Genomic DNA, 24122 nt, shown 5'->3' with positions numbered 1-24122 from the left:
CAGCTTTTTTTCAGATTTCGTCGGTGTATTTGGCCAGGATCCGCCGGTACGCGAAGGCCTTGATGTATTGCCAGAAGGCGAAGCCGAAAATCAGGAACATGGCGCGACCAATATTAGTCAGGTAAAAGATGGCGAACGCGCATCCGTCGATCGCAATCAGAAGCAGGACCCAAAAGAAATTGGGAATGATCATCAGCACGGCGTTCTTGAAGGTTTGCCGCACGGTGTTTTGGAACAGGCCGATCAAAGGCATGACGAGTTCGACCACCAGCACCAGCACCACGGCGGCCAGCACCATCAAGACCAGCACCGGCGTCGCCAGCAGGTTGGCATTGCCCCGCCAAAAGGCGATGTTGAAGCCGAACACGGCGGCTAGCACCAGCACGATGAGCCAAGCGCCGGTGGCCTGCAAGAAGTTTCGCTTAAAGTTTTGAAGGTACGTTTTTGTAAGCGGTGTCGCCTCGATTCGCAGGTAGCGCTGCTGCGTCGCGTGCATGGCAGTGAGGGCGGCCCCGATCGTGAAGATCGGCAGGCACGTGAGCAGAAACACCCAGTTGAGCAAGGCGAAGCTGGCCAACGTACCCATGAAGCGGAAGAACGAACTGTTCGGGTTAAACTTCAAAACAATCACCTGTTTTCTAGATTTGTGATAACGCTGTCCATCATAGCCTACTAATTTCGTACCTGGCAAGTCTATTTATTTCGAGGGGGATCATCATGCAAAACGTCACCGCGGATCAACCGATCACAGATAAGGAGCGTCAAAAGCGGCACCAAAAGGCCGCCGCTAAGCGCGGGAAGCAGATGTGGTTGCTGCTCGCCCCGTTCCTGATTCTCGTTGTATTATTCTCATACCTACCACTTTTCGGCTGGGTATACGCCTTTTTCGACTATGAGCCACCTATTCCACTGTCCCAAAGCGAGTTTGTGGGGCTGCAGTGGTTCAAGATGATGGTTCAAAACCAGACGCAGATGCACCAGATCTTCCAGGTGCTGTTGAACACGTTTGCGATGAGCCTGTTGAACATCGTCACCTCGTTCTTCCCGGTGCTGTTCGCCATCGGCCTGAACGAAATCCGCAACAAGCACTTCAAGAACATCATCCAGACGCTGACCACGCTGCCAAACTTCATCTCCTGGGTGCTGGTTTACTCCATCGCCTTTGCGATGTTCTCCTCGGGTGGGATGGTCAACGACCTGCTGCAAAACCTGCACCTGATCACGGAACCGCTGAAGTTCCTGGATTCCGACTCCCACGTCTGGCTCAAGATGCTTTTGTGGAGCACCTGGAAAGGCCTAGGGTGGGGTTCGATCATCTACCTGGCGGCGATCACCGGCATTGACCCGGAGCTTTACGAGGCCGGGCGTGTCGATGGTGCCAACCGCCTGCAGCTGATTCGCTACATCACGGTGCCTGCCTTGATGCCGACCTACTTCGTCATGCTGATGCTGGCCGTGTCCAACTTCCTGAACAACGGGATGGATCAGTACTTCGTCTTCCAAAACGCGTTCAACCAGACCCACATCCAGGTCCTCGACCTCTACGTTTACAACGTCGGGATGGGCCAAAACAGTCTGTCGTATGCGACGGCGATCTCAATGCTCAAGAGTCTGGTCTCCGTGGCCTTGCTGTTCATTGTGAATAAGGTCTCGCAAAAGACGCGTGGCGAGTCGATCATCTAGTCGGAAAGGAGCACATCATGAGTAATATCGAAAAAAACGAAGTCACGAGCGGCGAGCGCGTGTTCCGCGTGTTCAACGTGATCTTCTTCATCATCTTCACGCTGTTGTGCATCTACCCGTTCTACTACCTGATCATCAACAGCATCTCGGCCAACAACCTGTCGGCCAACGGCCTGATCAACTGGTGGCCTAAGCACATCCAGTTCGAAAACTACGTGCAGGTCTTCAAGCTCGACGGCCTGGGCACCGCGGCGTTGGTCTCCGTCGCCAGAACCGTGCTGGGCACGGCGCTGACGGTCTTCGCCTCCGCCTTCATGGGCTTCATGTTCACCCGTGAGAAAATGTGGAAGCGCAAGTTCTGGTACCGCTTCGTCATCATCACCATGTACTTCAACGCCGGCCTGATTCCAATGTTCATCACCATGAAGAACCTGGCCTTGACCAACACCTTTTGGGTTTACGTGCTGCCTGGCATCGTGGCGCCGTTCAACATCATCCTGGTGAAGACCTACATCGAAAGCCTGCCGCGTTCGCTTGAAGAGGCGGCCGAGCTGGATGGGGCCTCAACCTGGCAGGTGTTCTGGCAGATTATCCTGCCAAGCTGCACCCCGATCCTGGCGACCGTCGCGATCTTCTCCGCCGTTGGTCAGTGGAATTCCTTCCAAGACACGCTGATTTACATCACCGACCAGAAGCTCTACTCGCTGCAGTACCTGCTGTACCAGTACATCAACCAGGCCAGCTCGCTGGCCGCCATGGTCAAGAACTCGGGCGGTGGCCTGAGCTCCGTCGCGGCGGTTGCCACGGCGCAGACCCCGACCTCGATTCGCATGACCGTTTCGATCGTCGTCGTCTTGCCGATCATGTTCATCTACCCAATGTTCCAGCGTTACTTCACTAAAGGGATCATGCTTGGTGCCGTTAAAGGCTGATTGCAATGATGTTTCACCGCTTTTAATTCATAAATTTGGCGCGACACGCCAAAGAGGGGGACTAAAGAATTATGAATAAGAAACGCGTTTTGTACACGTTGGTTGCCGCAAGCGCATTGCTTCTGGCTGCCTGCAGCAGCAACTCGGGTTCCAAGACCACCAGCAAGGCGGAAAAAGACGACGGCAAAATGATGACCGTCACCGTCTACGATGATCTGGCCAACTACCAGGGGACGCCCAAGGGTTGGTTCGAAAAGTACGTGGAAAAGAACTTCAAGATCAAGCTCAACATGGTCGCACCTAACGTGGCCGGCGGCGGCAACACGCTGTACGACACCCGCACGGCGGCCGGCAACTTGGGCGACATCATCATCACCGGTACCAACCACGTCGCCAAGCTGGCCAAGGCCGGCCTGTTGACCGACATGACGCCTTACATGAGCGGCAAGACCTACCTGAAGAAGTACAAGGGTGCGACGGACTCGATCACCAAGCTCGCCAACAAGAAGGGCATCTGGGGCATCAACTCCAGCGTCTCCTCCAACTCGCCGACCACGCCTTCCGAAGGCCTGGAACCAACCACGGCGCCATACATCCGCTGGGATCTTTACAAGGAAATCGGCTACCCGAAGATTAAGAACACCGACGACTTGATCAACGTCTTGAAGAAGATGCAGGCCCAGGCACGTAAGGATGAAGGCAAGACCGACATCTACGCGATCTCCCTGTTCAAGGACTGGGATTCCACGATCATGCAAAACGCCGGCCAAAACCTCGCGTTTTACGGCTACGAAGTCAACCAGGGCTTCGTCCTCAGCAAGGGCAACAAGTACCAAAGCGTCATCGACTCCAACAGTCAGTACGTCAAGGGCCTGCGCTTCCTGAACAAGGCCAAGCAGGCCGGGTTGGTTGACCCTGAATCGACCACCCAGAACTGGGACACCCTGTACTCCAAGTACCAAAACGGCAAGGTTCTGTTCTCCTACTGGGCCTTCCAGGGCCAAGGCGCTTACAACACCGCGGCTCACACGGCAGCGGGCAAGGGCTTCGAGCTCGCACCGCTTGAAAACGCCAAGATTTACAGTGTCGGCTCCATGCCAGACGGCAACAGCACCTTCATCGGCATCGGTTCCAAGGCCAAGAACAAGGCGCGGTTGGTCAAGTTCATCAACTGGCTGTACAGCCCAGAAGGCGTCCAGGTTCAACAGGCGCAATCCACCGGCTACTCCGCCGGCATCAAGGGCCTGACCTGGAAGATGCAAAACGGCAAGCCGGTTTTGACCGCCTTTGGTAAGAAGGCCTTCCTTGAAGGCGGCACCGTCAAGATGCCTGCCGAATACGGTGGCGGCACTTGGAAGGACGGCATCTCCACGCTGAACTTCGTCGCGGTCAACCAATACGACAAGGATCCTTCGACCGGCTACAAGTACGGCTACGTCACCTGGCCTTCTGTCTTGAAGCTCAACGCCACCAAGCTCTCCAAGGACTGGAGCGAGCACATGGGCGGCGCCACCAGCTCCATGGACTACCTGACCAAGAACAACAAGCTGCTGGTCGGTGCCGGCGTCTCCTACACCGCGCCTGAGGATTCCTCTCAGATCAGCACCATGCGCGGCACCATCGGCACCCAGGTCAAGAACACCAGCTGGAAGCTGGCGATGGCCAAGAGCGATTCCGAGTTCAACAGCCTGCTGGCCGGGATGCAAAAGACGGTCAAGGGCTTGGGTTACGATCAGGTCTACAAGGTTGACCTGAAGAACTCCAAGGCCAAAAACGCCCTTCGCGCCAAGCTGATCAAGCAGTACAAGGAAGAAAAGTAACCACCTGAATTCTGAATCGCAGTCACTTTCGGTGTGAGGCCGTTGCACAAAGTCGTGCAACCCGCCTCATCCGGTTGACCCGCCTTATTCGTAAGGCGGGCGACCCGGGTGAAGCGCATCACCGCGATTCGCTAAGACCACCAACAAGAACAAATAGGCTGAGCCGACGGCCACAACGGATCGTGTGGACATGAATAGGGTGCAAGACGGTGTGTGCGGTCTTGCACCCTTTTATGTTGGTCGGCGCCGCCACGGAGGGGAAAAACATGCTGTTTGAACCAAATGCCACGATTGTCTGCGCCGGCGATTCCGTCACCGACGCCGGCCGCAACTACCAGGCCGAGCCGGCCGGCTGGGACTCCTGGGGCCAAGGCTACGTCGCCTTGCTCAACGCGGCCCTGACCGCCGGCCGCCCGGACGCGCGGCTGGCCGTGATCAACGCCGGGGTCAACGGCGACACCATCGTCAAGCTGGCTGCCCGGTGGGACCGAGACGTTCTGGCCCACCAGCCCAACTACGTGTCAATCATGATCGGCATCAACGACGTCTGGCGCTTTTTCGACAGCCAGTTTCGCCGGCGCTTGGACCTGGTGGACGTTGACCTGTACCGCCGCACCTACCAGGACCTGATCGATAAGACCAAGGCGGCCGGGGCGACGCCGTTGCTCGTCAGCCCGGTGATGTGGGAGCTGAACCTAGACGACCCGATGCGCCACGCGCTTTTGGCCTACCAGGCCGCCGCCCGAGCGCTGGCCACGACCAACGGGCTGCTTTACATCGACGCGCAGGCCGCGGTCGACCGCTTCTTGAAGCAGGCCAGCGTCTTTGGCATCACGATGGACCGGATTCACCCGAACCTGCAAGGATCGGCGGTGCTCGCCAAGGCGTGGCTTGATGCGGTTGGCTTTGATTGGAGGGGGTAACATGGCACACACGTTCAAGGAGATTCAGGCGGTCAACGCCGCCGGTCGCTACCACGCCGACTGGGCCAGCATCGGCCAGCACCCGGCGCCGGATTGGTTCCGGCAGGCGAAGTTTGGAATTTTCACCCACTGGGGCGTCTACACCGTGCCCGAGTACAGTAACGAGTGGTACTCGCGCAACATGTACATCAAGGGCTACCCGGCCTTTGAGCACCACGTGGCGACGTACGGGCCGCAAAAGGTCTTCGGCTACAAGGACCTGATTCCGCTGTTTTCCGCCAAGCAGTTCGACGCGACCCAGTGGCTGGACCTGTTCCAGCAGGCTGGCGCCAAGTATTACTTCCCAGTGGCCGAGCACCACGACGGCTTTCAGATGTACCGCTCCGCGCTGTCGCACTGGAACGCCTACGAAATGGGACCGCACCGAGACGTTTTGGGTGAGCTGCGCCAGGCGACGCTGGACCACGGGCTGCATTTTGCCTTGTCCAACCACCGCGCCGAGCATTGGTGGTTCATGGGCCACGGCCGCGAGTTCGATTCGGACGTCCACGAGCCGCTACACAAGGGCGACTTCTACTGGCCGGCCGCCCCTGAGCCGGACAACCAGGACCTGTTCTCCAAGCCTTACCCGACCGCCGAGTTTCTCGAGGACTGGGTCGAGCGGGTCTGCGAGCTGATCGACAACTACCGCCCGGAGCTTTTGTACTTCGACTGGTGGCTGCAACACGCCGCCTTCAAGCCCTACATGCAAGAGCTTGCCGCCTACTACTACAACCGCGCCGTCGAGTGGGGGAGCGCGGTCAGCATCTGCTACAAGTACGACGGCATGGCCTGGGGGGCCGGCATTCCCGACGTCGAGCGCGGCGGCTTCGCGCAACCGACCCCGTTTTACTGGCAAACCGACACCGCCATCGCCAACAACTCGTGGTGCTACACCGATTCACTGGACTACAAGAGCGTCAACGAGGTGCTGATCAGCCTGCTGGACGCCGTGGCCAAGAACGGCAACCTGTTGCTCAACGTCGGCCCGCGGGCCGACGGGTCGATTGCCCCCAAGGACCAAGAGATTCTCAAGGCGATCGGGGCCTGGCTGGCCGTCAACGGCGAGGGCATCTACGGCAGCCTGCCTTGGAAGCGGTTCGGCGAGGGGCCGACCAACCTGAGCGGCGGCATGTTCGAGGATCTGTCGGCCTTGCACTACGGCCAACAGGACTTCCGCTACACCGCCAACCACGGCGCCGTCTACGCCTACGCGCTGGCGCCGGGGGCGGCGACGGAGCTGGTGCTCACCGCCTTTCGCGCCTTTGACGAGTCGAACCAGCCGCAGTTTCACGGCGTGATTCGCGGCGTGAGTCAGCTGGGCGGCGGCCCGGTCGACTGGCACGTCGAAGCAGACGGGATGCACGTGACGATTCGCCCAAGTGCTGACAACCGGCCGGTCGGGCTCAAAATAACGATGGAGTGACAATCATGCAAACATTCGTACACACAGTGTCGACGCCACTTTCTAACAGCGCCAAGGTTTACGGCTACGTGCTGGACAATTTTGCCGAAATGGATGAGAACCGGGTTCGCCCGACCATCGTCTTGTGCCCGGGCGGCGGCTACGTGATGACCTCCGACCGCGAGGCGGAGCCGGTCGCCGTGCGGTTCTTGGCGATGGGCTACAACGTCTTCGTCCTGCGTTACAGCGTGGCCCCGGCGCGTTACCCGGTCGCCTTGCTCGAGCTGGCGACGGTGGTCCAAAGCGTTCGGGCCCATGCCGCCGAGTACCACGTCGACCCCGCCAAGCTGATCATCGCCGGCTTTTCCGCCGGCGGTCACCTGGCGGCCGACTTTGCCACCCAGTGGCATCAAGACCTCGCCAGCCAGTACGGCTTCGACCCGGCGGCGATTCGCCCCAACGGCCTGTTTCTCGGCTACTCAGTGATCACCTCGGGACCGCTGGCCCATCACGACTCCTTCAAGGCGCTGCTCGGCGACGATTACGGCGACCCGGCGCTGATGGCCAAGGTCTCGCTTGAAAAGCAGGTGACCCAAGACACGCCAAAGACCTTCCTGTGGACCACGGCGACCGACGACTGTGTGCCGATGGAGAACTCGCTGATGTTCGCCTCCGCCTTGCAAAAGGCCGGCGTGTCCGTCGAGCTACACATTTTCCCCAAGGGTGGTCACGGGCTGAGCCTGGCCACCAAGGAAACCGCCATCGCCGGCAACGGCTACGGCATTCAATCGCAAGTCGACGCCTGGCCGCAGCTCTTTGAGGCCTGGGTGGCCAACAACTTCTAGGAGGATACGATGAGCTATTTATGTTTCGATATCGGCGGGACCTTCGTCAAGTACGCGACCTTCGACGCTGACGCCAATTTTCTGACCAAGGGCAAGTACCCGACGCGCTGCGAGGACCCGGAACAGTTTTTTGAGGACATGGCGGCCATCGCCAACGCGGATTCAGCGGTCACCGCCATCGGCATCTCCTTTCCGGGGTTCATCGACGTGACCACCGGCGTCGCCGTGCGAGCCGGCGCCTTGGGCCAGCTGGACGGCTACAACCTGATCGAACACTTCGCGGCTCACCTGAGCCGCCAGGTGCCAATCCACGTGGAGAACGACGCGAAGTGTGCCGCCTTGGCCGAGGGGCTCAACGGCAACGCGGTGGGGCTGACCGACTACGCGGTGTTGACCCTGGGCACCGGCGTGGGGTGTGGCCTGGTGATCAACGGCAACCTGGTTCACGGCAAGCACTTCCGCGCCGGTGAGTACGGGATGTCGGTCACGGACTTCACCACCCGCGGCTTTGCCACCCTGCACGACATGGCCTCGACCAGCTCGCTGGTTCGCGCCTACGCCAAAAGCAAGGGCGTGGCCTACGAGGCAACCAGCGGCGAGGCGCTGATGGCCGACCTCGCCAACCCGACGACCCGTCAGGTAGTGGCGGACTGGGCCGACCACGTCGCCGTGGCGATTTACAACCTGGTGGCGACCACCGACCCGGAGCGAATCCTGATCGGCGGCGGCATCTCCAAGAACCCGAAGATTCTGCCGTTCATCGAGGCCGCGCTTGAGAAGAACCCGTTTTGGGTCAAGGACTACCGCACCCCGGTTGTGCTGTGCAAGCACGACAACGACGCGGGGCTGCTCGGTGCCTTGGCCGTGGCCAAGCAACACTAAAAGGAGGCTACCATGTACTACGACAAACTCAAGGACTTCCCACCGAACTTCTTGTGGGGGGCGGCCAGCGCCGCCTACCAAGTGGAAGGCGCCTACGCCGAAGACGGCAAGGGGCCATCGATCTGGGACACCTACGCCCACACGCCGGGCAACACCTTCAAGGGCACGACCGGCGACGTGGCGATTGACCATTACCACCACATGGCAGAAGACGTCGGGCTGATGGCCAAGCTTGGGCTCAAGGCCTACCGCTTCTCCGTGGCCTGGAGCCGCGTGATTCCGGACGGCGAAGGGGCCGTCAACCCGGCGGGGCTTGATTTTTACCGCCGGCTGATCGCCGAGCTACGCAAGAATGGCATCGAACCCGTTTTGACCCTCTACCACTGGGATCTGCCCCAGGCGCTTCAGGACAAGTACGGCGGCTGGGAGTCGCGAGCGGTGATTCCGGCCTTCGCCAAGTACTGCCGCACCCTGTTTGAAGCGTTCGGCGACTCGGTCAAGTACTGGGTCACGATGAACGAGCAAAACGTGTTCACCGGCATGGGCTACCGCTGGGGCAACCACCCGCCTAAGGTTCAGGACGTGCGGCGGATGTATGCCGCCAATCACATCGTCAACTTGGCCAACGCGACGGCGATCAACTTGTTTCACGAGCTGGTGCCAAGCGGCCTGATCGGGCCGAGCTTCGGCTACGGTCCGGTTTACCCGTTGACCGGCGATCCCAACGACGTGCTGGCCGCACTGAACGCCGATGACTTCAACAACAACTGGTGGCTGGACGTCTACTGCCGCGGCGAGTACCCGTACTTCATGCGCCAGCAGCTGACCCGGGCCGGGCTGATGCCCGAGGTGACTGATGCAGACGACCAGCTGCTGAAAAGCGCGAAGCCGGACTTCTTGGGCATCAACTACTACCACGGCGGCACGGTGCAGCAAAACCGGCTGGAAAAGCCGGTGCAAGACGCCGAGCAAAAGGATTTCTCCGCCACCGATCCGTACCTGATGCAGCCCAAGGGTGAGCAGGCGCAAAACCCGGAGGTGCCGATGTTCAACTCCGTCTCCAACCCGTACCTGCAAAAGACCGACTGGGGCTGGGAAATCGACCCGGTGGGCTTCCGCGTCGCGCTGCGCCAGGTCTACGAGAAGTACCGCCTGCCGCTGTTCGTCACCGAAAACGGCCTGGGGGCCAAGGACGAGCTGGTCGACGGGCAGGTCAACGACGACTACCGCATCGCCTACCTCGAGGATCACGTTCGCACGATGAAGGAAGCGATCACCGACGGCGTTGACCTGATCGGCTACTGCGCGTGGAGCTTCTCGGACATTTTGTCCTGGCTCAACGGCTACCGCAAGCGTTACGGCTTCGTCTTCGTCGACCGCGACGACGACTCGGCCAAGGACCTGCGGCGCATTCCCAAGAAGAGCTTCACCTGGTACCACGACTTGATTCAAACCAACGGGGCGGCCATTCAGCCCGGCAAGTAGGCAAGTCGAGTAAGGAGTAATTATGCAAGCGAACCGGAACCTCGTGCGGGTCCTGAACGTCCAGCACGTGATGCAGCAGGTGTTCAACGATGGCCCCATCTCCCGCAGCCAGATTTCCAAGAACCTCGGCCTCAACAAGGTCACGGTGTCAGACATCGTGTCCGAGCTGATCGATTCGGGGTACCTGCTGGAGTCGGGGCAGGGTGACAGCACCCGCAACGGCGGCCGCAAGCCGACCATCCTGCGCTTCAACGCCAACCTGGGCTACGTGGTCAACTACGACATGGGCCAGGACTTCATCGACCGCATGATCAACCGCCTAGACGGGAGCGTGGTTTCCGTCGAGCGGTTTCCGGCGCGTGACATGGCCATCGAGGACCGCCTGGCCCTGATGGTCAGCATCGCCCATACCGACGCCTTGCCGGCCACGGTCCCGCTGCTCGGCGTGGCCGTGGCGATTCACGGCATCGTCTACCAAAACCGGGTGCTTTACACCCCGTTCATCGACTTCAAGGACCAAGACATCGCCAAACTCCTATGGCAAAAGCTCAAGGTGCCGATTGTGTTGCAAAACGAGGCCAACCTCAGCGTCATCTACGAGCGGGACTTCGAAAGCCACGACGCGATCGATAACATCGTCTGCATCAGTATTCACAGCGGCATCGGGGCCGGGATCATCTTGAACAACCGGTTGTACACCGGCAAGCTCGGCGAGGCCGGCGAGATCGGTCAGACCATCCTGTACGACCGGGCACTCAAGGCCCATCAAACGCCGACCACCATCGAGAGCCTCTGCTCCGAAACCGCGATCGTCGAGCGGCTGCGGCAGGCGGCCAACGACCCGCGACTGACGCGTGAGGACCTGGTCGCACGGTACCGGGCCAACGACCCGCTGGCGATCACCATCCTGGATGATTTTTGCTACGACATCGCTAACATCATCTACAACACGATTATCACCTTGGATCCGCGCCGCGTGGCGATCAACTCGCAGCTGATTGCGTCGGTGCCCGAGCTGCTGCCGGCGATCACGGCCAACATTCCGCACCTGACCACCCAGGAGACTAAGATCTACCTGGTTGACGACGTTCGCAACTGCACCCTGCTCGGCGCCTGTGCGACCCTGATTCAGCAGCTGCTGGCGGTGGGGCCGGGCGAGCTGAACTTCCGTCGCCGGCCGGCCTGACCCCCGGCGCGGTCAAAAAGTTCAGAAAAGTCGCGGGGATGGCTTGTGTTTGCAAGCTGAAAGCGCTACAATTCACCTGTAAGTTAAATATACTAACTAACCTAAAAACGGCTAACAAGAAAGGAAACTTTTGCATGGCTAAGACATATTTTCCAAACGTTGACAAGATCCCGTTCGTTGGCACCAGCAGCCTGAAGTCCGGGCTGAACTACCACTACTACAACGCCGATGAGGTGGTCGGTGGCAAGAAGATGCGCGATTGGCTCCGCTTCTCCGTCGCTTACTGGCACACATTCGGCCAGCAGCTCAACGACATCTTCGGCGATGGCACCGCCATTCGCCCTTGGAACGGCCTGACCGGCATGGACCTGGCCAAGGCGCGGGTCGAGGCGGCCTTTGAGTTCTACGACAAGATGGGCGTCGACTTCTTCTGCTTCCACGACCGTGACATCGCCCCAGAAGGCGACACGCTGCGCGAAACCAACAAGAACATCGAAACCATCACCGACATGTTCGTCGACTACCAGAAGCAGACCGGCATGAAGGTGCTGTGGAACACCGCCAACATGTTCACCAACCCACGCTTTGTCTCCGGTGCGGCTTCCAGCCCATTCGCCGACATCTTCGCCTTTGCGGCTGCGCAGGTCAAGGAAGGCCTCGACACCGCCAAGAAGGTCGGCGCCGAGAACTACGTGTTCTGGGGTGGCCGTGAAGGTTACGAGACGCTTTTGAACACCGACATGCTTCGCGAGCAGGAACACCTGGCCAAGTTCTTCCACATGGCCGCCGACTACGCCAAGGAAATCGGCTACACCGGCCAGCTGTTGCTTGAACCAAAGCCTAAGGAACCGATGATGCACCAGTACGACTTCGACGCCGCCACCACCATCGCCTTCATGAAGACTTACGGCCTGGATGGCACCTACAAGCTGAACCTGGAAGGCAACCACGCCAACCTCGCCGGCCACACCTACCAGCACGAGATCCGCACGGCGCGTGAGGCCGGGCTGCTCGGCTCCCTGGACGCCAACCAGGGCGACAAGCTGATCGGCTGGGACATTGACGAGTTCCCATCAGACCTGTACGAAGCAACGCTTGCGATGTACGAAGTCGTTGAAAACGGCGGCCTGGGCAAGGGTGGCCTGAACTTCGACGCCAAGCCACGTCGCTCCAGCTTCACCCCAGAAGACATGTTCTACGGCCACATCGTCGGCATGGATACCTTTGCCGCCGGCTTGAAGGTTGCGGAGCGTCTGCACGAAGACCGCGTCTTCGATGACTTCATCAAGGACCGCTACGCAAGCTACGACGAAGGCATCGGCGCAAGCATCGAAGCCGGCAAGGAAGACTTCAAGTCCCTGAACGATTACATCATCGACAAGCCACAATCCGCGCTGCTCGCTGCCACCAAGTCCGGTCGCCTCGAGGAGCTCAAGGACACCCTGAACCACTACATGATCGAGACCCTGAAGTAATCCCAAGATTGAACGTTAACTCACCGCGACCATCCCCCCGGTGATCGCAGCACATGCGGTCGTGCGACATTCCCAGAATGTTGCACGACCGTTTTTTGAAAGAAGGAGGATTCTCATGGCACTTAAAACCCTGCCGCTGCTGTTTGGCGGCGACTACAATCCCGAGCAGTGGCCCGAGGCGACCTGGGAAGGGGACCTGATCAAGCTGCGGCAAGCTCACATCAACTCGCTGACCTTGAACGTCTTCTCCTGGGCGCTGCTTCAGCCCAACGAGGCGACCTACGACTTCAGCCTGCTGGACAAAATCATGGCGCTGGCCGCCAAGTACCAGATGAAGGTGGTCCTGGCCACCGCGACCGGCGCGATCCCGGCCTGGGTGATCGAAAAATACCCGGATGTGGCGCGAACCGACATCGACGGCCGCCACGCCAGGCAGGGGATGCGCCACAACGCCTGCCCGAGCTCGCCGAACTTCCAGAGCCTGGCCCAAGACCTGGTGTCCCGGCTGGCCGCGCGTTACCACGACCATCCCGCCTTGGTCTGCTGGCACATCAGCAACGAGTACGGCGGCCAGTGCTACTGCGACAACTGTGCTTCGGCCTTTCGCACCTGGCTGCGCGGTCACTACCCGGACCTGGCGGCGGTCAACGCCGCTTGGAACAGCAACTTTTGGGGTCACACCTTCCACGACTGGTCCGAGATCCTGCCGCCGATGCACCTGACGGACATGATCGACGCCGGCTCTGACAAGCCGGTGTTGGCCGGGGCGGCGCTTGACTACCGGCGCTTCCAATCCGATGCCTTGTTGGCCAACTTCAAGCTGGAAAAGGCGGCGATTCGCGCCGTCGATGCGACCACCCCGATCACCACCAACCTGATGAGCACCCAAAAGGACCTGGACTACTTCCAATGGGCCAAGGAGATGGACATTGTCTCCTGGGACAACTACCCGAGCTTCGACACGCCGGCCAGCGAGACGGCGATGAAGCACGACCTGATGGCCGGGCTGCGCCAGGCCCCGTTCATGCTGATGGAGCAGACGCCAAGCCAGCAGAACTGGCAGCCGTACTGCGCCTTGAAGAAGCCCGGTGAGATGCGGATGCTGTCGTACCAGGCGGTGGCTCACGGCGCCAACACCGTGCAGTTCTTCCAGATGAAGCAATCTCAAAACGGCATCGAGAAGTTCCACGGCGCGGTGATCTCCCACGCCGAGGCGACCGGTACCCACGAGACCCGCGTCTTTCGCGAGGTCCAGGCGCTTGGCGCCGAGCTTGCGTCGTTGCCGGCCGACCTCTTGGCCAGCCGCAACCGCGCCAAAGTTGCCGTCTTGTTCGACTGGCCGAGCTTTTGGGGCGTTGAGTACGCGACCGGCCCGAGCCGGCAGATGGATTACGTCAAGCAGGTCCACCTGTACTATCAGATGTGCTACGATGCCGGGCTGGACGTCGCGATGATCGGCAAGGAGACGCCTTTTGACGGCTTTGCCGCCGTGATCGCGCCGGTGATGTACACCACCTCCGAGGCCCTGTCGGCCAAGATCGCAAGCTACGTGCAAGGCGGCGGGACCTTCGTGACCACCTACATGTCGGGCATCGTCGACGATCACGACAACGTCTACCTCGGCGGCTACCCGGGCAGCCTGCAGGAGGTGTTGGGGCTGTGGAACGAAGAGTTCGACGCCTTGCCGCCCGAGACGACGGTTAACGTCGCGCTGGGGGCCGACCAGTCGTGCTCGGCCAGCTTCCTGTGCGATGTCACGCACCCGACCACGGCCAAGGTGCTGGCGACCTACGACGACGCCCAGCTGTTTTACACCGGGGCCCCGGCGATTTGCCAAAACGACCTGGGCCGCGGCCACGCGCTGTACGTCGGAACCCAGCTGGATGCAGCCGGACTGCGCTTTTTGCTGACCAAAATCGCCGCGGCGGCTGGGCTTGACCTCACCGCGGCTGAGCCGTTCGCAGGCGTCGAGGTCACGCACCGCTACAGCCGGCAGGCGACCTACACCTTCGCCATCAACACGACGGCCAAGGCCTGCGCGGTGGCTAACCCGGCGCCAACTGGTCTTGACCTGCTGAGCGGGGCGACTCAGCCGGCCACCCTGAACCTGCCGGCCTTTGGCGTGGTGATTCTGAAGACGCCTCGCGCGTAATCGCAAGCGGCGGCGAGTGAGTCTAATCTCGCCGCCGTTTTGGTGTCGGTAAAGCGGTTGCGGCGGGGGAGGTATGGTAAAATAAGGCTATTAACAGTGCGGTATGGGTGTCAGGTCAGGCTGACGCACGGTGAGGAGTACAGGATGCGGACAGATAAGAATCTTTTGCGGGTGCTTAACGAGAAGCGGGTGTTGACCGAGGCGTTCAACCGCGGCACGATTTCGCGCAGTCAGATTTCCAAGAACATCGGGTTGAACAAGGTCACGGTGTCGGATGTGGTCGCCAACTTGATCGAGAAGGGGTACTTGATCGAGCAGGGGCAAGGCGACAGCACCCACAACGGCGGGCGCAAGCCCACGATTTTGACCTTCAACCGCGACCTCGGCTACATCATCACGATGGACTGGGGGTACGACTACCTGGTGATCGCCGCCGCCCGGCTGACCGGCGAGCTGTTGATCGAGGAAGGCATCGAAATTCGCGGCCTGAGTTTTGACGCCGTGCTCAAGGTGATTACCGACTGGATTGCCGATTACGACCGCGCGACCCCGCCGCACCTGCCGCTGTTGGGCATCGTGATTGCCGTTCACGGCATCGTCCACCACAACCAGGTGACCTTCTCGCCGTTCATCGACCTGGGCGGCGTCGACATCGCGCGGGTGCTTGAAGAGACCTTCACGGTGCCGGTCCGGCTGCAAAACGAGGCGAACCTGGCGGCGGTGTACGAGCGCGACTTCGAGCGGCGCCGCGAGGACGAAAGCCTGGTCTGCATCAGCATTCACAAGGGGATCGGGGCCGGTATCATCATCCACGGCAAGTTGTACACCGGCCGCCACGGTGAGGCCGGCGAAATCGGCCACACGGTGGTGTACAACCAGGCGTTCTTCGCCAACGGGCAGACGACGACCATCGAAAGCATCTGCTCGGAGGCCGCCATCGTCGACCACGTGCGAGACCGCCTCGGCGATTCGACCATCACCCGCGACCGGGTGATCGCCTTGTACCAAGCGGGTGACCCCGTCGTCGAAAAGGAGCTCGCGCGGTTTTGCCGCTACATCGCCAATGTGATCTACAACATCACCGTGGCGCTGGATCCGCGGCGGGTGATGATCAACTCCGGGCTGATCGCCAAGCTGCCGCCGCTTTTGACCCAGATTCGCAAGGACCTGCCCAGCCTGACTGCCGAGGCCACCGAAATCGACCTGGTCGACGACGTGCGGCACTGCGTCTTGCTGGGCGGCTGCGCGATGCTGACCCATGACCTCTTGAACATCGAGTCCGGCCAGCTGACCTTCGGCACCCAGGAGAACGGTGCAGGCGGCGCGGCCAGAGAGTTGAATTGACAGAAACGACACAGATGTTACCTGAACGCACCGCCGATTGGCGGTGCGTTTTTCTGTGTCCGGTCGCGTGAAAGGGCTTGCGTTCGCCGGGTGTAACCGCTACAATTTAAGGGTAAGTAAAGATAACTAACAAACTTAAAACGCACGAAAGGAGTCGCAGGGGCAACCCTGCGTCACACAATTATGGAATACGTCATTGGGGTCGATTTAGGAACAAGCGCGGTCAAGGTCCTCTTGGTCACGCGGGAAGGCGCCGTGGTTGCCACCGGCTCGCGGCCGTATCCGTTGAGCCAGCCGCAGCCCGGCTACAACGAGCAAAATCCCGATCACTGGGTCGAGGCGACGGCCGGGGCGATCAAGGACGTGCTGGCGCAAAGCGGCGTCCAAGCCGAAGACATCAAGGGGCTGAGTTACTCCGGGCAGATGCACGGCCTGGTGCTGCTGAACGCCGCCGGCCGGCCGCTGCGTCCGGCGATCCTGTGGAACGACACCCGTACCACCAAGCAGTCTTCGGAGATCATGGCCACCATGGGCCAGACCTACCTCGACATTACGCGCAACCGGCCGCTGGAGGGCTTTACGCTGCCCAAGCTGCTGTGGGTTAAGGAGAACGAGCCGGAGATTTTTGCCCAGGCCACCACGTTCTTGTTGCCCAAGGATTACCTGCGCTACAAGATGACCGGCAAGATTCAAATGGAGCTGTCGGACGCCGCCGGCACGGTGATGCTCGACGTCGCCGCCGGTCGCTGGAGCAGCGCCGTCTGCGCAGTCTTCGATCTGCCGGAAAGCCTGTGCCCACCGTTGATCCAGGCGACGGATCAGGCCGGCACCCTGACTGCGACCTTCGCGGCCGCTGTCGGCTTGAAGCCGGGTCTGCCGGTGTTCGGCGGCGGTGCGGATAACGCCTGCGGGGCCATCGGGGCCGGGATCACCAACCCCGACCGTGGCATGTGCAGCATCGGGACCTCCGGGGTGGTGCTGGGCTACGAGCCGGACGTCACCCACGATTACCACGGCGACTTGCACTTTTTCAACCACGCGATTCCCAATGCCTACTACTCGATGGGGGTAACCCTGGCGGCCGGCTACAGCCTGAGCTGGCTCAAAAACACGTTCGCGCCGGATGACGACTTCGACGATTTCATGCAGGCGACGATTGACACCGGCATTGGCGCCAACGGCCTGCTGTTCACGCCGTACATCGTCGGTGAACGCACTCCTTACGCCGACGCTACGATTCGCGGCAGCTTCATCGGCGTCGACAGCCGGCAGGGCAAGGGCGACTTCATTCGCGCGGTGATGGAAGGCGTGACCTTCTCGTTCAAGGACATCCTGAACCTCTACGCGGCGCATGGCAAAACCTTCACCAAGCTGACCTCGATCGGTGGCGGGGCCCACAGCCCGTTGTGGTTGCAGATCCAGGCCGACGTGTTCGACAAGCCGGTGGTTTGCCTGCAAAGCGAGCAGGGGCCAGGCCTTGGCGCCGCGATGATCGCGGCGGTCGGCCTGGGCTGGTTTGCGGACTTTGACGCCTGCGCCAAGACCTTCGTTCACGAGCGGCAGACCTACCTGCCCAACCCGGAGCACGTGGCCAAATACGCCAAGCTCTACAAGCTGTACCGGCAGGTTTACCCGCAGACCAAGGATCTGTCGGCCGCACTGGCCGACTTCCGCGCGTAAGCCAAGCACATTGAGCCGATGGGGGACCATCGGCTTTTTGCGTGCCGCCACGCAAAAACGCCAGGGCGTGGACCCTAGCGTTTTTGACGTCACTCGATGATTTTGCTTTGGCGTGTGATGCGGTGCATGCGGTCGATCCACGGCCGGATCGGGCCCTTGAGCAGCAGGCCCAAGGCGGTGAAGGCGAGGCCAAACGCGGCAAGCGCCGCGAGGTCTTGCCACAGCCCCGGCCAGTAGATGCCCCCGACCGTTTCGCGCAGCAGGTTGACGGCGTAGGTGAACGGTAGCCAGGGGTTGATGGCCTGGAAGAACTGACCGGACAGCACCACCGGGAAGTTCCCGCCGGCGCCGGAAATCGACAGCACCAAGATGATGATCCCGAGGCCCTTGCCGACGTTGCCGAACAGCGCAATCAGCGCGTAGAGAATGGAGACGAACACCACGGCTAACAGCATCGCAAACAGCAGGTAAAGCGGCTTGTTGACCACGTAGGTGTGAATCAGCACGATGTTGCCGGCCGCCGCGACCAGCGCCTGCAGCATCCCGAGGCCGGCGAAGGTCAGCCACCGGGCCAAGTAGCGCTGCCGAACGGTGGTGTGAGCGAGTGCGGCCGGCAGCTCGTATTCGGTCATCAGAATCGCGCCGAGCAGCAAGGCGCCGACCCAGATGCACAGGGCCAAGTAGAACGGGGCGCTTTGGGAGCCGTAGGTCGGAATGTGGTACAGCGTGGTCTGGCTGACGGTCACCGGCGCGGCCAAAAAACTGGCCTCCTTGGTGGCGTCGCGGCGCAACAGCGCGATCAAGGCGCTGAGGTCGACGGACCGCTCACCCTTTTTGATGGCGGCGGCCCCTTTTTGAATCGCGGTTTCAAGCGTCGGCCAGTCATCTTGCTTGAAGGCGGCCGCGGTTTGCAACCCGCTTTCCAAAAGCGGTAGCTTGGCGTTGGCCAGCGCAAGCGAGGTGGTCAGGTCGCGCTCAATGCCGGGCAGGTCGCTTTGGATGAAGCCGGTCGCCCGTTGCAGCTTGGCCTTCAGCGCCGGGAACTCGGTTTGGTAAAGCCCCGCGGCCAGGGTGACCCCGGATTGAATCTGGCCCATGTGGCCGTTGAGCAGCCGGTCGGCGTCGGCCAGCTCGGTTTTCAGTGCCGGCAGCTGGTGGCGCAGCGCCTTGAGGAAGGTGTTGGCCTGGCGCAACAGGTCCTTAGTGTTGGCGAGTAGCGCCGGCATGGCCGGCAGCACCTGCTGATTGATCTGCGTCAGCGTGGTGTCGGCGGCGCTCAAGGCAGCGGTGAAGTGGGTCACCACGGTCTGAACACTGGCGGCGAGGTTCAGATTAGCCAAAACCGTGGCCGCCTGGGCGAAGCCACCTGCCGTGGTCGCCAGTGTGGTTAGGCGCGACCGCAGATCGGTCAAGGAGAGGTTTGGCACCGCCTGCGCCAACGCCTTGGCCTGAGTCTCTAGGGCGTCTGCCGTGGTCGCCACCCGGTTGAGTCGGTCGATTGCCGTTGTCAGTGCCGCGGTATCTTTGATCTGCAATGTTTGTCCGGTTGCCTTCAGGTGCGTCAGCGTGGCGGCCAGGGCCCGGGCGGTGGCCGCCGCGTTGGCGGCGCGAGCGGCGGCCTGCGTCAACCGCGTGGCGATCGCCGCTCGCACCGCGGCGGTGTCGGGTGCCGCGTCCAGTTCGGCCAGGTCGGCGTTCAGGGCGGTCAGGTCGGCCGCCCAGGCGGTGTTGGCTTGCGCGATGACGCTCAGACCTGCGTCAACGGCGGTGTGAACCACGCCCAGCGCCTGGGTCACCTTGGGCAGCACCGAGTCTTTGGTGGTGGCCACCGTGGCCTGAGCCGCCTGGCCGAAGCGGGTCAAAGACGGCAGGGTGCCGTCGACCTGATCAATCACGGTCAGTCCCTGGCCGGTGACCGTCGCGGCCTTGGTGACGGCTTGGGCCAGCGTGTCGTACTGGGCGTTGACCGCGGCCAGCTGGGTGCCGGCGGCCTGGACCTCGGGCAGCTTGCCCTTCACAGTCACAGCCAGCCGGCCGGCGTCTTGGACCAGCGGCAGGTAGCCGTTGGCCGCCACGAGTTTTTGGCCGGCCGCGTTGACCTGCGGCAGGTAGCCGACCAGCTGGTTGGCCGCCTTGAGCTTGGCTTTCAGCGCCGGCAGCTTGGCCTGGACGGTGGAGATGGTGTTCAGGTACTGCCGGATGGTCGGCAGCTGGGCGTTCGTGGCGGTGACGAGGCTGGCAAAGCGGCGAATCAGCGGCAGGTTGGCGTCCAGCTTAACGCCGGCCTGGTTGAACACCCCGACCAGCGTCTTGGCCACGGTGTCGACGAACTGGCTTGAAATCGTGCTTTGCAGCGTCGTGGTGCCGCTGGCCGTGATTTTTGGCGCAATCGCATTGATCTTCTCGTTGACGTAGTACTTCAGCTTCGGGCGCTGAATCTTGCCATCGACGAAGGTCATCAGGTCCTTGGAGAAGCGGCGCGGCACCACGATGCCGGCGTAGTACTTGCCGCTTTGCACCCCATCGACCACTGCCTGCTTGGAGGTGACGAACTGCCAGCCGAGCTTCTTGTTGGCGTGAAGCTGGGTGATCAGCTCATCACCAATCGCAATTTTCTTGCCGGCGAATTGAGTTGGGGCGTCGGCCGAATACACGGCGACCTTCAGCGCCTGTGTGTTGCTGTAAGGATCCCACAGCGCCCAGACGTTGAACCAGCAGTAGAGGCTGGGGATGATGACCAACGCGCAGATCAGCAGGAAGGCGAAGGGACTCTTGAAGATGCGCTTCCAGTCCAGAACGAACAACTTTCCAATGTTTCGCATATTCTCTCCTTGTGGTATGTTCTGCGCGATATTATATCATGTTATGAACATTATTTTTGAAGAAAATAAAAGCGCGGCAGCGCCGCGCGTGGTATTCGGCCGGGCGACTGATGACCAGTCCGCGTAGGCTAGGCAAAGAAGCACCGCCATCCCGAATCGGGGTGGCGGTGCTTCTTTGCCTGGCGGGGTCGTGATCCACGACGCGGTCTGCGATAATCTCGCCGTTGCACGCGTCTTTGAATACGACTAATTCCAGTTCATGGACACAAGTGCCCCCAACGGCTCGATTGAACTTGGTTAGATTGGGGAGCCATAGTGGGTCAGCACCCAGTTTGTGGCGGCGGCGAAGTCTGGTTGCTCGATGATGCCGGGTAGGCCCGACGCGGGTTCGTTGCGCCCGGTGGCCACGTGCAAGCCGAGGCAGCCGGCGGCCAGGGCCAGGCCCATATCCGCTTGGTTCGAGTCGCCAATCACCACCGCCTCTTGGGCGGTGAAGGCGTAGCGCATCGAAGCCTGCCGGAACAAGCCCAGGTGAGGTTTGCGACAGTTGCAGCCAACGACTGCTGGGTGCGGACAAACGAAGACGTCATCAACGCCGAGGGCCAGGAGGCTGGCAACCAGCGCCTTTTCATCGAGCTCACCGCTTGCAATGCGGGTCTGGTTCGTCAAAACCAGACAGCGCAGGCCGTGCTCGCGGAGTTGCTGCAAGGCGGCCGGCACCGCCTGGATAGGGGACAAAGTCTGCGAGTGGATGGAAATGGCCGTCGCCGCCGAGAGTGCCATCGCGATCAATCAGAACCGTTGTGAGCATGTGGACCTCCTAGCTAGTATTCCTTCATTGACGTGGAAATGCGGCCTAGGTCGTATCTGAGAATAAAAATAGTCTGGGTTTGGCCTCAAATGCCATTAGTTAGGGCGGGGGATCAGACGCACCGCCGCCGGGCCCGGGGCCGAAGGTGGTGATCCGCCCGGGCCGGAGCCTGGATTGTTCAGATGCGACTCAGTCCTGATTCTGCTTGGCCAGCAGGTCGCGAATCTCGGTGAGCAGGACCTCTTCTTTGGTCGGGCCGGCCGGGGCCGCCGCCTTCTTGGGCAGCAGCCGGTTCACGGTGCGAACGATCAAAAAGACGATGAACGCCACAATCAAAAAGTTGATGATGTCGTTCAGGAAGGCCCCGTAGGTGAAGTTGGCGCCGAGGACCGAAACATGGAGCTTGGTCAGGTTGGTGCTCTTGGTGAACATGCCCAGAATCGGGCCGATCAGGTTGTCGGTCAAAGACGTCACCAGCTTCGTGAACGCACTGCCGATGATGACGCCGACCGCCAAGTCTAAGACGTTGCCGCGCATGATGAACTGCCGAAATTCTTTGAACACAATGAACCTCCTGTCGCCGGGACCACCGGCTGGTTTTGCCTTCAGTATACCGGTCTCAACTAGGTGGCCACAAGCGTTGTATCCGCTTGCATTCGAAATATAAATCGATAATAATTAAGGAAAGACCGACAGGAGGAAACAGCATGACACCAGAGGAAGCACAGGCGCTGATTGACGCGGCGATCGATCACATCGACACGGTCATCGTGGGGAAGAAACAGGTCATTCGCATGACCATCGCGGCCCTTTTGGCAGGCGGGCACGTCTTGTTCGAAGACATTCCGGGGGTGGGGAAAACCACGCTGGCCAAGGCGCTGGCGCGAACCTTCGCGGGGGACTTTCACCGCATTCAGTTCACGCCGGACCTGTTGCCCAGCGACATTTTGGGCGTGACGGTGTACGACCAGGCCCAAGGTGCCTTTCGCTTCCAGAAGGGGCCGGTGTTCACCGCCTTTTTGCTGGCCGATGAAATCAACCGCGCGACGCCGCGGGTGCAATCGGCCCTGCTGGAGGCGATGGCCGAGCGGCGCGTGACCATCGACGATCACACCCACGACCTGCCGGCGGACTTCTTCGTGCTGGCGACCCAAAATCCCGCCGATTACGAAGGCACCTACCCGCTGCCCGAGGCCCAGCTCGACCGCTTCTTGATGCGGCTGACCATCGGCTACCCGGATGCCCAGGCCGAACGCACCCTGCTGGCCCTGGGGCAGGCGGCGCCGCGGCTGGAGGCCCTGACGCCCCTGGTGTCGGCGGCCCAGCTGGCGACGCTCAAGGCGCTGGTCGCCTCGGTGCAAGTCGCCGGCTCGCTGCTTGATTACGTGATGAGCCTGGTCGTGGCCACGCGCGAACACCCCGAGCTCGCCACCGGGGTGTCGCCTCGCGGGGCCTTGGCGCTGGTGGCCGCGGCCAAGGCCTACGCGGTGACGGCCGGGCGTGACTACGTGGTGGCCGCCGACTTGCAGCTGCTGGCACCGGTGGTCCTGCAGCACCGCCTGCTGGTGCGGCCCGGTGCCAGCGCCACGGCCCAGGAGGTGCTGGCGGAGTGCCTGGAAAACACGCCGGTGCCGGTGCGGGGGTGATGCGATGCGGATGGTGATGCGAGACGTCTTCGTGGTGGCGCTGGCAGGCGTGGTGATGCTGTTCGGCGCGGCCTTCAACACCGACACCGGCTGGACCCTGGCGCTGTGTGCCGCCGGGTTGTTGGCCATCGGCGTCGTCAGCCTGGGCTGGCCGCTGCGGTTGGTTCAGGCGACCAGCCGCAGCCTGGCGACGGCGGAGGCGCCGGTGGCCCTGACGCTGCACGGTCGCGCCTGGTTCGCCCAACTAGCCGTTCGCGGCGGCGTTCAGCCTGTCAGCTGGGCACCGGTTTGGGGTCGGGCCCAGGGCAGCGTGGCCGTCAGGCTGGAACGCGGCCGCTACCACCGGCTGCCGCTGACCTTGGTGGCCACGGACGCGGTGGGGCTGCTCCAAAAGGCGCGGCCGCTGACGCTGCGGGAGCCGCTTTTGGTCGGCCCCAGGCGGGAGGCGGCGCTCTGCGCCAGGCTCTACCCGGTGCTTCGCGCGGCGACGGCACGGCTGCAAACCACGGCGGGGGCACCGAGCTTCGACCTGATTGGATTGCGGCCTTACGTGGCCGGCGACCCGATTCAGGCGATCGACTGGAAGTTGACCGCCAAGCACGGTGCGGCCATCGTGCGGCAGACCAGAAGTGCTACCCAAGTGCCGTGGCAGGCGGTGCTGATCGCCGACTCGGCGCAGTTTGAGCTGCAGCTGGCGCTGGTTCACACGCTGGCTTCGCGAGGGTTGTGGCGCGAGCTCACGGCGCTGACGGCGGCCGGGCCGGTGGTCGCCCCCAGCGAGGAGTGGTTCGCCACGGTGCAACCGGACGCGGTCGGTGCGGCGGGGCTTGCCGCCTTGCCGGGTCTTCCCACTATTGTGTTTTGCCCCGAGGCGGCGGTGGCCGCGGTGCAGACGGCGCTTGCGCCGCAGCCCGTCTTGGCGGTGGCGCTGACGGCGGCCGGGCCGGTCGTGATGGCCGGCGGTCGCAGCCAGTTGGTCAGGGGGTGAGGCG

The 24122-nt window shown here is 61.6% G+C and carries 19 protein-coding genes; 15 read left to right on the top strand and 4 right to left on the bottom strand.

Going from position 1 to position 24122, the window contains the following annotated elements:
- Positions 1 to 10: 10 nt before the first annotated feature.
- Positions 11 to 622 carry a YesL family protein gene (locus tag NUH19_RS02600; RefSeq protein ID WP_262315007.1) on the bottom strand — a complete coding sequence of 204 codons (612 nt, stop codon included), beginning with the start codon at positions 620 to 622 and terminating at the stop codon, positions 11 to 13.
- 95 nt (positions 623 to 717) lie between these two features.
- On the opposite strand from NUH19_RS02600, the gene NUH19_RS02595 reads away from it, so the two are divergent.
- From NUH19_RS02595 to xylB, 13 genes are all read left to right on the top strand, one after another.
- Positions 718 to 1683 (top strand): ABC transporter permease, encoded by a 966-nt coding sequence (locus NUH19_RS02595; RefSeq protein ID WP_262315006.1) that lies wholly within the window; start codon positions 718 to 720, stop codon positions 1681 to 1683.
- Positions 1684 to 1700: 17 nt separating this feature from the next.
- Entirely contained in the window at positions 1701 to 2615 is a 915-nt protein-coding gene (locus NUH19_RS02590) for a carbohydrate ABC transporter permease (protein WP_262315005.1), read from the top strand.
- A gap of 71 nt (positions 2616 to 2686) precedes the next feature.
- Entirely contained in the window at positions 2687 to 4435 is a 1749-nt protein-coding gene (locus NUH19_RS02585; RefSeq protein WP_262315004.1) for an extracellular solute-binding protein, read from the top strand.
- Positions 4436 to 4701: 266 nt separating this feature from the next.
- The gene (locus NUH19_RS02580; protein WP_262315003.1) at positions 4702 to 5358 is read left to right on the top strand and encodes an SGNH/GDSL hydrolase family protein; all 657 of its coding nucleotides are present in this window, start codon (positions 4702 to 4704) and stop codon (positions 5356 to 5358) included.
- Position 5359: 1 nt separating this feature from the next.
- On the top strand, positions 5360 to 6823 hold the full coding sequence (locus NUH19_RS02575; RefSeq protein ID WP_262315002.1) for an alpha-L-fucosidase: 1464 nt from the start codon (positions 5360 to 5362) through the stop codon (positions 6821 to 6823).
- 5 nt (positions 6824 to 6828) lie between these two features.
- Positions 6829 to 7647: an alpha/beta hydrolase gene (locus tag NUH19_RS02570; RefSeq protein ID WP_262315001.1), complete on the top strand. Its 819-nt coding sequence runs from the start codon at positions 6829 to 6831 to the stop codon at positions 7645 to 7647.
- 9 nt (positions 7648 to 7656) lie between these two features.
- The gene (locus NUH19_RS02565; protein ID WP_262315000.1) at positions 7657 to 8529 is read left to right on the top strand and encodes an ROK family protein; all 873 of its coding nucleotides are present in this window, start codon (positions 7657 to 7659) and stop codon (positions 8527 to 8529) included.
- Between the two features lie 12 nt (positions 8530 to 8541).
- Positions 8542 to 10014, top strand: a complete 1473-nt coding sequence (locus NUH19_RS02560) for a glycoside hydrolase family 1 protein (RefSeq protein WP_262314999.1) — start codon at positions 8542 to 8544, stop codon at positions 10012 to 10014.
- Positions 10015 to 10036: 22 nt separating this feature from the next.
- On the top strand, positions 10037 to 11200 hold the full coding sequence (locus tag NUH19_RS02555; RefSeq protein ID WP_262314998.1) for an ROK family transcriptional regulator: 1164 nt from the start codon (positions 10037 to 10039) through the stop codon (positions 11198 to 11200).
- 134 nt (positions 11201 to 11334) lie between these two features.
- Positions 11335 to 12675 carry a xylose isomerase gene (gene xylA, locus NUH19_RS02550; protein WP_262314997.1) on the top strand — a complete coding sequence of 447 codons (1341 nt, stop codon included), beginning with the start codon at positions 11335 to 11337 and terminating at the stop codon, positions 12673 to 12675.
- A 115-nt stretch (positions 12676 to 12790) separates the two neighbouring features.
- Positions 12791 to 14827: a beta-galactosidase gene (locus tag NUH19_RS02545; RefSeq protein ID WP_262314996.1), complete on the top strand. Its 2037-nt coding sequence runs from the start codon at positions 12791 to 12793 to the stop codon at positions 14825 to 14827.
- Positions 14828 to 14971: 144 nt separating this feature from the next.
- Positions 14972 to 16171: an ROK family protein gene (locus tag NUH19_RS02540; protein ID WP_262314995.1), complete on the top strand. Its 1200-nt coding sequence runs from the start codon at positions 14972 to 14974 to the stop codon at positions 16169 to 16171.
- Between the two features lie 183 nt (positions 16172 to 16354).
- On the top strand, positions 16355 to 17851 hold the full coding sequence (gene xylB, locus NUH19_RS02535; RefSeq protein WP_262314994.1) for a xylulokinase: 1497 nt from the start codon (positions 16355 to 16357) through the stop codon (positions 17849 to 17851).
- An 89-nt stretch (positions 17852 to 17940) separates the two neighbouring features.
- Here xylB and NUH19_RS02530 read toward each other — a convergent pair whose 3' ends face one another.
- The 3 genes from NUH19_RS02530 to mscL form a co-directional block, all read right to left on the bottom strand.
- Positions 17941 to 20673, bottom strand: coding sequence for a YhgE/Pip domain-containing protein (locus NUH19_RS02530; protein ID WP_262314993.1), 2733 nt, complete (start codon positions 20671 to 20673; stop codon positions 17941 to 17943).
- 297 nt (positions 20674 to 20970) lie between these two features.
- The gene (locus tag NUH19_RS02525) at positions 20971 to 21456 is read right to left on the bottom strand and encodes an HAD-IIIA family hydrolase (protein ID WP_262315162.1); all 486 of its coding nucleotides are present in this window, start codon (positions 21454 to 21456) and stop codon (positions 20971 to 20973) included.
- A 217-nt stretch (positions 21457 to 21673) separates the two neighbouring features.
- Positions 21674 to 22048, bottom strand: a complete 375-nt coding sequence (gene mscL, locus NUH19_RS02520; protein WP_262314992.1) for a large-conductance mechanosensitive channel protein MscL — start codon at positions 22046 to 22048, stop codon at positions 21674 to 21676.
- A gap of 143 nt (positions 22049 to 22191) precedes the next feature.
- On the opposite strand from mscL, the gene NUH19_RS02515 reads away from it, so the two are divergent.
- A complete protein-coding gene (locus tag NUH19_RS02515) occupies positions 22192 to 23130 on the top strand; it encodes an AAA family ATPase (RefSeq protein ID WP_262314991.1) in 939 nt (312 codons plus the stop codon).
- A gap of 4 nt (positions 23131 to 23134) precedes the next feature.
- Positions 23135 to 24118, top strand: a complete 984-nt coding sequence (locus tag NUH19_RS02510) for a DUF58 domain-containing protein (RefSeq protein WP_262314990.1) — start codon at positions 23135 to 23137, stop codon at positions 24116 to 24118.
- Positions 24119 to 24122 lie beyond the last annotated feature (4 nt).

Origin of the sequence: Lacticaseibacillus parakribbianus (assembly GCF_025490915.1) — a bacterium.
Taxonomy (GTDB): Bacteria; Bacillota; Bacilli; order Lactobacillales; family Lactobacillaceae; genus Lacticaseibacillus; species Lacticaseibacillus parakribbianus.
This window is presented reverse-complemented; position numbering and strand designations above follow the sequence as displayed.